Genomic DNA, 12,078 nt, shown 5'->3' with positions numbered 1-12,078 from the left:
CATAGGGGAAACTTGCAGCCAGGAAAAGCGTCAGTTACCCACACAAACAGATGAAGATCGCAGCCATAACGTCTATAATCGGCGCCCTACATAGAGGAAGACCATGACTGTAACCACTTTTTCCGAACTCGAACTTGACGAGAGCTTGTTGCTCGCGCTCCAGGACAAGGGCTTTACCCGCCCGACAGCTATTCAGGCTGCCGCCATTCCACCTGCACTTGAAGGGCGTGATGTCCTCGGTTCCGCACCAACCGGTACCGGTAAAACAGCCGCTTATTTGCTGCCTGTGTTACAGCATTTGGTCGATTTCCCGCGTAAGAAGTCTGGCCCACCACGTATTTTGATCGTCACGCCAACGCGTGAACTGGCAATGCAAGTGGCCGATCACGCTCGTGAACTGGCAAAACATACCCATCTTGATATCGCAACCATCACAGGTGGCGTGGCTTATATGAACCACGCAGAAGTGTTCAGCGAAAACCAGGATATCGTTGTTGCAACGACGGGTCGCCTGCTGCAATACATTAAAGAAGAAAATTTTGATTGCCGTGCGGTAGAGACACTGATTCTTGATGAAGCCGATCGCATGTTGGATCTGGGCTTTGCGCAGGATATCGAAACCATTGCTGCTGAAACTCGCTGGCGCAAACAAACCATGCTGTTCTCCGCAACGCTTGAAGGCGATGCAATTAAGAATTTTGCAGAGCGTTTGTTAGAAGACCCTGTTGAAGTTTCTGCTACATCATCAACTCGTGAGCGCAAGAAAATCCATCAGTGGTACTACCGCGCAGACAACGTTGAACATAAAACCGCGCTGTTGGTGCATTTGCTACAACAACCGGATACCACACGTTCAATCGTGTTTGTGCGTAAACGCGATCGTGTGCATGAATTAGTAGCGTGGCTGCGTGAAGCGGGTATCAACACCTGCTATCTCGAAGGCGAAATGGTGCAAATGAAGCGTACTGAAGCTATCAAGCGTTTGACTGATGGCCGCGTGAACGTACTGATTGCTACCGATGTTGCCGCGCGTGGTATTGATATTCCAGAAGTCAGCCATGTGTTCAACTTCGATATGCCACGTACCGCTGATACCTATCTGCACCGTATCGGGCGTACTGGCCGCGCTGGACTCAAAGGTACGGCAATTTCACTGGTTGAAGCGCATGACCATTTGCTGCTTGGCAAAGTCACTCGCTACATGAAAGAGCCGATGAAATCGCGTGTGATTGATGAACTGCGTCCTACGACTCGTGCGCCAAGTGAGAAACTCACGGGTAAACCGTCGAAGAAAGTTCTCGCCAGGCGCGAAGAGAAGAAAAAAGACGATAAAGAAAAACCGCGTGTGAAAGTTCGCCTTCGTGATAAGAAGAACGTTGGTAAGCGCCGCAAGCCAAGCAGTGCGAAAACTGACTCTGCTGAATAAATCGTCATTGATACTTAAAACCGCCTCCGTTTAGGCGGTTTTTTTATGTTTTGAATGGATGTTTTAGCGGTTTAATCATCATTATTGAATCAAACCCATAAAAAAAGCCGGTGCAGTTGCACCGGCTTTTTTAATATTTTAACTATTACAGGCTTGCTGTAAATGTACGAGCGATAACGTCACGCTGTTGTTCTGGAGTCAGTGAGTTGAAACGCACCGCATAACCAGACACACGAATGGTCAGCTGTGGGTATTTTTCTGGATGTTTAACTGCATCTTCCAGAGTTTCGCGGCGCAGAACGTTCACGTTCAAATGCTGACCACCTTCCACACGAACTTCAGGTTTTGCTTCAACTGGGATTTCACGATATTCGAACTCACCCAGTTTGCTCACTGCGACAACTTCATCTTCTGCAAAATCTGCTTTAGCACAGACACAACGCGCTTCGCCTTTCTCGCTGTCCAGCAGCCAGATAGAGTTCAGGAGTGAATCATTTGCAGCTTTAGTAATTTGGATACCAGTAATCATTTTATTTCTCCCTATGGGCTAATTTTGTGATTCTATTTCGGGCCATAAACTGGCTCATTGGTAAAACCATTGTTGCGTTACTGATCTTTATACTAGCCAAACACATGGCAAACCTTGATTTAAATCAATTAATTCCATGCAACCAATGTGGCTATCATATCATTTATTTGTTTTACATCAACTTAGCTCATTTAGTAGAAGTTAAAAATTATGTAAATTTTCAACTTTTTTTAGGTTCTTGCTTCTTCTGTAGCGCATTCATTTGCTTAGAAGAAAGAAGCCGTTAAGCTAGTCGCATTACGAATCGCAGGAGAGCGAGATGACGACCCAACTCACCTGGCACGATGTGCTGGCGCAAGAGAAGCAACAAACCTATTTCACGAATACGCTGGCAACCGTTGCTGAACGTCGTGCTGCTGGGGTAACTGTATACCCACCTCAGAAGGACGTCTTCAATGCTTTCAGATTTACTGAGCTAGGAGATGTGAAAGTTGTGATCCTGGGTCAGGATCCCTACCACGGACCAGGTCAAGCACATGGTCTGGCGTTCTCTGTGCTACCGGGTGTTGCGGTGCCACCTTCGCTATCCAATATGTATAAAGAGTTACAGAGTGACATTACGGATTTTGTGCGACCAAACCATGGCTATCTGGAAAGCTGGGCGCGCCAGGGCGTAATGCTGCTCAATACGGTTCTAACGGTTGAAGCAGGCAAGGCGCATTCGCATGCGAAATTAGGCTGGGAAACCTTTACGGATAAAGTCATCGCTTTGATAAATGAACATTGTGAAGGAGTAGTTTTCTTACTGTGGGGTTCACATGCACAGAAGAAAGGCAGCTTTATTGACCGGAACCGCCATTACGTTTTGCTGGCGCCTCATCCGTCGCCGTTGTCGGCACACCGGGGCTTTCTGGGATGCGGTCACTTCTCAAAAACCAATGAATATCTGGCAGAGCGTAATCAGCCCACCATTCACTGGACGCCAGAGTTACCTGAATAAAGAGAAAAAAAAGCCAGCTTACGCTTAATGCTGGTCACTTAAGGTGACCAGCAGCTTTTTTATCCGGGTATTTTCTGCTTCTGACCCTGAGTTCTCGTGGGCAACTTCGTTCCCTTCGCCCTGGTAATACCAGCCATTTCGCCTTCACATACAGCGTCCTTAACTCGCACGGCACCTTTCCGGGTAAAGCCCACGGCAACGTTATCAGCAGCCATGCCGTTTTTCTCCGGCTGGCTGCACAAATCATGGATTCGAGAGGAAGTTGGCGTTTGCGCAGCGTGACGGTATCAGTCAGCGTAAGTGCTCGCTGGATAAATTCAGAGGGGATAAATTCAGAGGGGTTGCGGGCATGTTCAGGCGTGGTGACATTGATAATGCCAGGGGCTTGTGAAAGTTCCAATTAAAAAGGGTCCATGATGAACATGAACCCTTTTTACACCAGCCACCGGATCGGTCAACCGATCCTTAAATGATCGGCATTAACCTTCACGGCTGGCTTTTTATTTAGCTCGGTCATTCTCAAAGCGTTACGCTTTGTTTTGACGCCACCATTCTGCCAACAACACACCTGTCGCGACAGATACGTTCAGGCTTTCGACATTACCGGTGCCATCGATGGCAACGCTCATGTCGGCATTTTCAAAGGTCGCATCGGAAACGCCTTCACGTTCCTGACCTAACACCAGAACCATTTTTTTCGGCAGCTCAGCTTTGAAAAGCGGAGTTCCTTTATGGCTTGATGTCGTGACAATCGCGTAACCTGCTTTACGGAATTGCTCCAGACCTTCATTGAAAGTCTCGCCGCTGATAGCTTCAACATGCTCGGCACCACCTTCGGCAGTACGAACCGCAGCGCCAGACTCAAGCATTGCTGCATCTTCCACCAGCAAACCTTTCACACCGAAGTGCGCGCAGCTACGCATAATGCCACCGAGGTTATGCGGGTTAGCGACGTTTTCCAGCGCCAACACACAATCTTCTTCACCAGCTTTAGACAGCCAGCTTTGAACGGTAATACCGCGACGTTTTTTGATGATGAAGCAAACGCCACCGTGGTGCTCTGTACCGGATGCTTTCACTAACTCAGCATCGTCGACCACATGGTAGGCTTTACGGTTTGCAGCCATCCAACGCAATGCTTCTTTGAAACGCGGCGTCACGCTCTGGACAAACCAGCCGCGAACGATGCAATCAGGACGGCTCAGGAACAGAGCCTGACAAGCATTTTCACCATAAACACGCGTTTCTTCCGCACGTTGGCGGCGAATCACTTCAGGGTCAACAATTGGTCTGCCGTTGGCACCCATTTGCTCGCCTGCTTCTACTACTTCTTCTCTTGGCGGACGTGAGACTGTTCTCCACGGGTTATCCCCGCGGTCTTCACGATCGTCACTACGATTCCGCTCGCGCCCTGCGCCAGGTTTATCATCGCGACGTGGACCACGACGGCCCTCACCCCGTGACGGTGCTGCAGGACGCCCACCGCCTTTACCTGTGCGCGGGTTTTGGCTGCGTTTTTCGCTGTCATCGTCACCGCGGACATACATCACTTTGACCTTGCCGCTTTTACCTTTAAATTCGTCGTTCATGCTTTTCTCCACCTGGCTGAGCGCGTGGCGCGCAGATTACCCGATGTGGCACTCGTTAGCCATTAACTTTGGTCAAAAGCCGGTAACTATTGTAGTCATCGAATAAATCACTTTGCTGGCACTCGACTAATCGCCGATAATATTTAACATATAAGAAACATCATCTATGACTTTCACCATTATTAGACAACACATCCTTTAGAGGTTAGTTATGAATACCGTTTGTGCCGCCTGCCAGGCAACTAATCGCATTCCTGATGAGCGTATTGATGACGGTGCCAAATGTGGCCGTTGTGGTCATGATCTCTTTGATGGTGAGGTGATTAATGCCACCAGCGAGACTCTGGATAAGCTGCTGCAAGACGACTTGCCTGTGGTAGTGGATTTCTGGGCACCATGGTGTGGCCCTTGTGTCAACTTCGCGCCAATTTTCGAAGATGTCGCTGAAGAACGAAGTGGCAAAGTACGCTTCGTTAAAGTGAATACTGAAGCAGAACCGACGCTTAGCGCACGTTTTCGCATCCGCAGTATTCCCACCATTATGGTGTTCAAAAAAGGTGAGATGGTCGACATGCTAAACGGAGCGATGCCGAAAGCCCCGTTTGATAGCTGGCTGAACGAAAATCTCTAAGTTAACGGGTACGTTTCTTGTACCTGTGAACTTCATCTACGTTAGAATGGCGTTTTTAAGCTTGTTTATCTGATGACTGAAAACGCCGTCTTACGTCTTCGTGCCGAACGCCTGGCGCGTGCAACTCGCCCTTTCCTCGCCCGTGGTAATCGCATTCGCCGTTGCCAGCGTTGCTTATTGCCGCTCAAACAGTGTTTGTGTGAAACGCTACAACCGCAGAATGCACGTAGCCGTTTCTGTTTAGTTATGTTCGATACGGAACCGATGAAGCCAAGTAATACTGGCAGACTGATTGCAGATATTCTTCCTGATACCGAAGCCTTCCAGTGGTCACGTACCGAGCCACCTGAGGCGCTGCTCGATTTAGTCAGCTCACCAGATTACCAGCCGATGGTTGTATTCCCTGCCTCATATGCAAGCATCGGACGTGAAGTGCTGACGATGCCGCCAAAAAGTGGCAAGCCACCGCTGTTTATTATGCTGGATGGCACCTGGACTGAAGCACGCAAGATGTTCCGAAAAAGCCCCTGGCTTGATCAACTGCCCGTTATTTCGGTTGATTTGAGTATTGTCTCTGCTTATCAGTTACGTGAAGCCCACGCAGACGGTCAATACTGCACAGCCGAAGTGGCCGCCGCACTACTCACACTGGCCGATGATGAACAAGCGGCAAGAGGTCTGACAGAGCATTTCACGTTGTTCCGTGAACGATATCTGGCAGGTAAACCTCATCATCAATCCCGTATCACAGCAGCAGAGCCAGAAAGCGTTTAAACTCACTGAGTTAATTCTCAGTGGAGAGAACAATGAGTCAACGTGGGCTGGAGGCGCTGCTGCGTCCCAAATCAATCGCTGTTATCGGCGCTTCGGCGAAAACAGATCGTGCCGGTTACTTAATGATGCGCAATCTGTTGGCTGGCGGTTTTAATGGCCCGGTAATGCCCGTAACACCGAGCCATAAAGCGGTATGCGGTGTTCTTGCCTGGCCTGATATATCAAGCCTCCCCTTTCCCCCTGACCTTGCAGTAATTTGTACTCACTCGAAACGTAACCTTGAATTATTGCAATCTCTGGGCGAAAAAGGGTGCAAAGCCTGCATCATTCTCTCCGCGCCACCAGAACAGCTCCCCGAATTATTAGCCTGTGCGACCCAATGGCAAATGCGTCTACTCGGACCCAATAGCCTCGGTCTGCTTGCCCCCTGGCAAGGCCTGAATGCGAGTTTCTCTCCCGTTCCGATTCAGAAAGGAAAGCTTGCATTTATCTCGCAATCTGCCGCCGTATCCAACACGATCCTCGACTGGGCGCAGCAACGGGAAATGGGATTCTCATGGTTTATTGCTCTGGGTGACAGCCTTGATATTGATGTTGATGAACTGCTGGATTATCTGGCTCGCGATACAAAAACCAGCGCAATTTTGCTGTATCTCGAACACCTAAGCGATGCACGACGTTTTGTCTCGGCTGCCCGAAGTGCTTCACGTAATAAACCCATTCTGGTGATTAAAAGCGGGCGCAGTGCAAAAGCGCAGGAACTGCTTAAAACACATTTAGGACTTGATGCCGCGTGGGACGCCGCTATTCAGCGTGCCGGTTTGTTACGCGTCCAGGACACTCATGAGCTGTTTTCGGCGGTAGAAACCTTAAGCCACATGCGTCCATTGCGTGGTGAGCGTTTGATGATTATCAGCAATGGCGCGGCACCTGCCGCTCTTGCACTGGACGAGTTATGGCTGCGGAACGGGAAGCTCGCGACGCTGAGTGATGAAATCCTTAATAAGCTAAAGAGTGCTTTGCCAGTCAGTGTTGAAAGTGGCAATCCATTAGATCTTCGCGATGATGCGACGCCTGAACGTTATCTGCGTGCTGTGGAAACCCTGCTCGATAGCCAAGATTTTGACGCGTTAATGATTATTCATGCTCCGAGTGCGGCGGCGCCAGGAACCGAAAGTGCCACCGCTTTAATTGAGCTGATACGCCGACACCCGCGCAGCAAATACATCACTTTAATCACCAACTGGTGCGGCGAGTTTTCTTCCCAGGAATCGAGGCGGTTATTCAGCGAAGCAGGCATTCCCACTTACCGTACGCCTGAAGGTGCCGTTACCGCCTTTATGCATATGGTGGAATATCGTCGAAACCAGAAGCAACTGCGTGAAACACCGGCTTTGCCCGCCAATTTGACAGCCAATACCAGCGAAGCTCACCTTCTTCTCCAGCAGGCATTAAGCGAAGGCGCTACCTCGCTCGATACCCATGAAGTTCGCCCTATTTTACAGGCGTATGGGCTGAATACGTTGCCAACCTGGATTGCGAGTGACAGCGCAGAAGCGGTGCATATTGCCGAACAAATTGGTTATCCCGTCGCGCTGAAGTTACGTTCCCCGGACATTCCGCATAAGTCTGAAGTCCAGGGGGTGATGCTGTATCTGAGAACTGCTACTGAGGTTCAGCAAGCCGCTGATGCGATTATTGATCGCGTTAAAATGGCGTGGCCACAAGCGCGGATCCACGGATTGTTGGTACAAAGCATGGCTAACCGTGCAGGCGCTCAGGAACTTCGAATCGTGGTTGAACACGATCCGGTATTTGGCCCGCTGATTATGTTAGGTGAAGGTGGCGTTGAATGGAGACCGGATCAGCAGGCGGTCGTGGCATTACCGCCGCTCAATATGAATCTCGCCCGCTATCTGGTTATTCAGGCTATCAAAAGCGGTAAGATCCGTGGGCGCAGCGCATTACGTCCGCTGGATGTTCCCGGAATTAGCCAAATCCTGGTTCAGGTTTCAAACTTAATCGTGGATTGCCCGGAAATTCGCCGCCTGGATATTCATCCCCTTCTGGCTTCGGGCAATGAATTCACCTTGCTGGATGTCACTTTGCAGCTCGATAAGTTTGAGGGCGATCCGGAAAGCCGTCTTGCCATTCGCCCTTATCCTTATCAACTGGAAGAAAACATCATTCTCAAGAATGGTGAACAATGTTTGTTCCGCCCGATCCTGCCGGAAGATGAACCGTTGCTACAACAGTTTATCTCCCTTGTCACCAAAGAGGATCTTTACTATCGCTATTTCAGTGAGATCAACGAATTTACCCATGAAGATTTAGCCAATATGACCCAGATCGACTACGATCGAGAAATGGCTTTTGTGGCTGTTCGTGAACAAAATGGATCACCGGAGATTATCGGTGTCACACGGGCAATCTCAGATCCCGATAATATTGATGCCGAGTTTGCGGTGCTGGTTCGTTCCGATTTGAAAGGGCTTGGACTGGGGCGACGCTTATTGGAAAAGCTGATTAGCTACACCGGTGATCATGGCCTGCAAAGGCTGAATGGTATTACGATGCCGAACAACCGCGGTATGGTCTCTTTAGCTCGCAAGCTTGGATTTGATGTCGATATTCAATTAGAAGATGGCATCGTAAGCCTGACTCTTCCATTGATTAAAAGCATAGATTCGTGAGTAAGGTACTGGAAAACTTACTCACTTTACGGGTCAGTAGTGGTATTATCAGCAAGTTCTGACGTCTGGATTTTGCAGAAGGCCATCCAATGAATAGAGAAGATACGCACTGTGATGTTGTCTAAATTTAAACGTAATAAACATCAACAACACCTTGCCCAATTGCCGAAGCTTTCTCAGTCAGTTGATGATGTAAAGACCCTTTTCTCCCCAGCGGATTTCCGTGAAGTTCTGCTGCAAAAAATTGCTGGTGCTACGCGCCGCATCTGCATTGTCGCACTGTATCTTGAGCAAGATGACGCCGGTAAAGCCGTGTTGCATGCTCTCTACAAGGCAAAGCAACAACGTCCGGAAATTGCAGTCACCGTTCTGGTTGACTGGCATCGTGCTCAACGAGGCCGTATTGGCGCGGCTGCGACTAACACCAATGCCGACTGGTATCAGCGTATGACCGAGGAGTACCCCGGCGTAGATATCCCCGTCTATGGCGTGCCGGTCAACACGCGTGAAGCCTTGGGCGTGCTGCATTTCAAAGGTTTTATCGTTGATGATTGCGTGATTTATAGCGGCGCGAGTATTAATGATGTTTACCTGCATCAGCAGGATAAATATCGCTATGACCGCTACCAGGTTGTCTGCAATTCTCAGCTGTCCGACATCATGTATAACTGGATGCAAGAAAATCTGGTTGGTGGTCGCGCAGTCCATCGATTAGACAGACAACATCGACCAAAAAGTCCGGAAATTAAAAATGACATTCGCTTATTCCGTCAGGAGTTACGTGATGCCAGTTTCCATTTCCAGGGCAATGCCGATAACGAGCAACTTGCCGTTACGCCGTTAGTTGGTCTGGGAAAAAGTAGTCTGCTGAACAAAACAATCTACCATTTAATGCCGTGTACCGAGCAAAAGCTGATTATCTGTACACCGTATTTCAACCTGCCAGCTGTGCTGGTGCGGAGTATCATCCAGCTGTTACGCGAAGGGAAAGAAGTCGAGATTATTGTCGGTGATAAAACGGCGAATGATTTTTATATTCCAGAAGATCAGCCGTTTAAGATAATTGGTGCATTGCCTTATCTCTATGAAATTAATCTTCGCCGCTTCCTGAGCCGTCTACAATACTACGTTAACAGTGGTCAATTGGTGGTACGTCTGTGGAAAGATGACGATAACAGCTATCACCTTAAAGGCATGTGGGTTGATGATGAGTGGATGCTGTTGACGGGTAATAACCTTAACCCGAGAGCATGGAGACTAGATTTGGAGAATGCGCTTCTTATTCATGATCCTAAACAAGAACTGGCCGCTCAACGTGACCATGAGTTAGATTTAATCCGGACTCATACTACGGTAGTTCAGCACTATCATGATCTACAGAGCATTGCTGATTACCCTGTGAAAGTGCGTAAACTTATTCGCCGTCTACGCCGTATCCGTATCGATCGTTTGATAAGTCGTATTCTGTAGTTCATCGCTATACTGAAAAGCCCTGCTTGCAGGGCTTTTTTGTACCCAGAGGATCATGAATGCTACGTCTTTTACTTCCCTCAATACTCCTTCTCAGCGGTTGTAGCCATATGGCGCAAGACCAGTGGCATGGTCAGGATAAAGCACAGCACTTTATCGCATCAGCTATTTTATCTGCTGCAGGTAATGAGTATGGCCAACATCAGGGATGGAGCGATTCCCGCAGCGCAAACTTCGGTTTCTTATTTTCCGTCAGTCTTGGAGCAACGAAAGAATTCTGGGATAGTCGGGAAGCTGGCAGCGGATGGAGCTGGAAAGATTTTACATGGGATGTAGCCGGTGCTGCCACCGGCTACGCAATCTGGCAACTCGCCAAATATTAGAGTTTGATTCCCTTCCCTTTGCGGTGCAGCATCAGGGAAACCAGGAATGCCAGAGCCCCCATTCCTGAGACATACCAGAAAAATGCGGTTTCCATTCCTATCGATTTCAGTGAAAGCGCGACATATTCCGCTGAGCCACCAAACAATGCATTCGCCACGGCATAAGACAGGCCGACACCTAATGCCCGGACTTCCGGTGGAAACATTTCTGCTTTCAAAATACCGCTAATGGACGTGTAAAAACTGACGATAAGCATAGCGAATATGACCAGGCCGAAAGCTGCATAAGGGGACGTCACGTTTTGCAATGCGGTAAGAATTGGCACAGTCATTACTGTCGCCAGTCCACCAAAACAAAGCATGGAGTTACGTCGGCCAATCTTGTCAGACAGCGCGCCAAAGAAGGGTTGTACCAACATAAATATAAACAATGCGAACGTCATCAGAGCGCTGGCAGTATTGGCATGCATGCCTGCGGTATTGACTAAATACTTTTGCATATAAGTTGTGAAGGTATAAAAGCTTAACGAACCACCGGCGGTGAACCCCAGCACCATAATAAATGCACGGCGGTGTTTCCATAGCCCACTCAGAGTCCCTGCATCCTTATGTTCCCGTGTTGCTTTATCGGAGGTCTCGTCCAAAGAGCGGCGTAAATAGAGAGCAACAACAGCTAAAACGGCACCTAGTGCAAACGGAATTCGCCAGCCCCATTCACGTAACTCTTCTTCACTCAGAATTTGCTGAAGAACGACAACGACTAAAAGTGCTAAAAGCTGCCCGCCGATAAGCGTTACATATTGAAAAGACGCATAAAATCCTTTTCTCCCTTCTACAGCGACTTCACTCATGTATGTCGCACTTGTTCCGTACTCGCCTCCAACGGATAATCCCTGAAATAAGCGAGCCAACAAAAGAAGCGCAGGTGCCCATGTCCCGATAGTGGAGTAACCGGGTAAACAGGCGATCACTAACGATCCAAAGCACATCATACAAACCGAGATAAGCATGGAATTCTTACGTCCGTGTTTATCCGCAATATAGCCAAACAGCCAGCCTCCGATTGGCCGCATCAAGAAGCCTGCGGCAAATACGCCTGCTGTTTGCAAAAGTTGTGTTGTGCTATTACCTGAAGGAAAAAAGATGTGTGCAAAATAGAGGGAACAGAATGAGTAGACGTAGAAATCAAACCACTCAACCAAATTCCCGGACGATGCTCCCACAATTGCCCAAATGCGACGCCGCGTATCTGAACCTGTAAGAGCAGCTTTATCCTGATGTGTTGTTGCTGCTTCTGTCATTTTTTTCTCCTGTCTTCCTGAATAGGCATAAAGCCTGAAGATCCAGTAAAGCAGGTGATAAAAGAGATGCTATACAGAGTAATCTGTTTCGATGTAGTTGCAGTAAAAACTGTGAGCAAGCTAATCTTTTTGCGGGTTCTATTGGGGAAATTGCGTAAATTACTCGTATCATCCGGATACTCGCCCCGGAGGGGCCGCCGTAAACGGCGTTCAAATTGTTCCAGACAATTTTGTCACAGACAGCAAAAATCCCTGTACGTCAGTACAGGGCTTTTCACTTGA

11 protein-coding genes are annotated in these 12,078 nt (G+C 48.7%); 7 read left to right on the top strand and 4 right to left on the bottom strand.

Going from position 1 to position 12,078, the window contains the following annotated elements; translation table 11 throughout:
• Positions 1 to 103: 103 nt before the first annotated feature.
• A complete protein-coding gene (srmB, locus tag WBL83_RS15600; RefSeq protein ID WP_424590013.1) occupies positions 104 to 1,426 on the top strand; it encodes an ATP-dependent RNA helicase SrmB in 1,323 nt (440 codons plus the stop codon).
• Between the two features lie 145 nt (positions 1,427 to 1,571).
• Here the strand turns inward: srmB and grcA are convergent, their stop codons facing one another.
• Complete coding sequence (gene grcA, locus WBL83_RS15595) at positions 1,572 to 1,955, bottom strand: autonomous glycyl radical cofactor GrcA (RefSeq protein WP_183270239.1); 384 nt, start codon at positions 1,953 to 1,955, stop codon at positions 1,572 to 1,574.
• 319 nt (positions 1,956 to 2,274) lie between these two features.
• Here grcA and ung point away from each other — a divergent pair, with 319 nt between their 5' ends.
• Entirely contained in the window at positions 2,275 to 2,955 is a 681-nt protein-coding gene (ung, locus tag WBL83_RS15590; RefSeq protein ID WP_424590012.1) for a uracil-DNA glycosylase, read from the top strand.
• A gap of 34 nt (positions 2,956 to 2,989) precedes the next feature.
• On the opposite strand, the gene WBL83_RS15585 is transcribed toward ung, so the two are convergent.
• Both WBL83_RS15585 and WBL83_RS15580 read right to left on the bottom strand, forming a co-directional pair.
• Positions 2,990 to 3,355, bottom strand: a complete 366-nt coding sequence (locus WBL83_RS15585; RefSeq protein WP_424590011.1) for a transposase domain-containing protein — start codon at positions 3,353 to 3,355, stop codon at positions 2,990 to 2,992.
• A gap of 127 nt (positions 3,356 to 3,482) precedes the next feature.
• Positions 3,483 to 4,544, bottom strand: a complete 1,062-nt coding sequence (locus WBL83_RS15580; protein WP_424590010.1) for a tRNA/rRNA methyltransferase — start codon at positions 4,542 to 4,544, stop codon at positions 3,483 to 3,485.
• Positions 4,545 to 4,755: 211 nt separating this feature from the next.
• On the opposite strand from WBL83_RS15580, the gene trxC reads away from it, so the two are divergent.
• The 5 genes from trxC to WBL83_RS15555 all read left to right on the top strand — a co-directional run bounded on the left by trxC (position 4,756) and on the right by WBL83_RS15555 (position 10,495).
• Complete coding sequence (gene trxC / locus WBL83_RS15575; RefSeq protein ID WP_424590009.1) at positions 4,756 to 5,175, top strand: thioredoxin TrxC; 420 nt, start codon at positions 4,756 to 4,758, stop codon at positions 5,173 to 5,175.
• Between the two features lie 72 nt (positions 5,176 to 5,247).
• Positions 5,248 to 5,949, top strand: a complete 702-nt coding sequence (locus WBL83_RS15570; RefSeq protein ID WP_424590008.1) for a tRNA-uridine aminocarboxypropyltransferase — start codon at positions 5,248 to 5,250, stop codon at positions 5,947 to 5,949.
• A 32-nt stretch (positions 5,950 to 5,981) separates the two neighbouring features.
• A complete protein-coding gene (locus WBL83_RS15565; RefSeq protein ID WP_424590007.1) occupies positions 5,982 to 8,642 on the top strand; it encodes a bifunctional acetate--CoA ligase family protein/GNAT family N-acetyltransferase in 2,661 nt (886 codons plus the stop codon).
• A 114-nt stretch (positions 8,643 to 8,756) separates the two neighbouring features.
• Positions 8,757 to 10,112, top strand: a complete 1,356-nt coding sequence (gene pssA, locus WBL83_RS15560; protein ID WP_424590006.1) for a CDP-diacylglycerol--serine O-phosphatidyltransferase — start codon at positions 8,757 to 8,759, stop codon at positions 10,110 to 10,112.
• 59 nt (positions 10,113 to 10,171) lie between these two features.
• Positions 10,172 to 10,495 (top strand): YfiM family lipoprotein, encoded by a 324-nt coding sequence (locus WBL83_RS15555; protein WP_424590005.1) that lies wholly within the window; start codon positions 10,172 to 10,174, stop codon positions 10,493 to 10,495.
• On the opposite strand, the gene WBL83_RS15550 is transcribed toward WBL83_RS15555, so the two are convergent.
• Positions 10,492 to 11,796, bottom strand: a complete 1,305-nt coding sequence (locus WBL83_RS15550; RefSeq protein ID WP_424590004.1) for an MFS transporter — start codon at positions 11,794 to 11,796, stop codon at positions 10,492 to 10,494. The two genes, WBL83_RS15555 and WBL83_RS15550, sit on opposite strands and share 4 nt — an antisense overlap.
• Positions 11,797 to 12,078 lie beyond the last annotated feature (282 nt).

This window comes from Buttiauxella sp., from assembly GCF_049686335.1.
In the GTDB taxonomy this organism is placed as follows: Bacteria; Pseudomonadota; Gammaproteobacteria; order Enterobacterales; family Enterobacteriaceae; genus Buttiauxella.
Note: the sequence above shows the minus strand (reverse complement) of the source record. Positions and strands in the feature narration are given on the sequence as shown.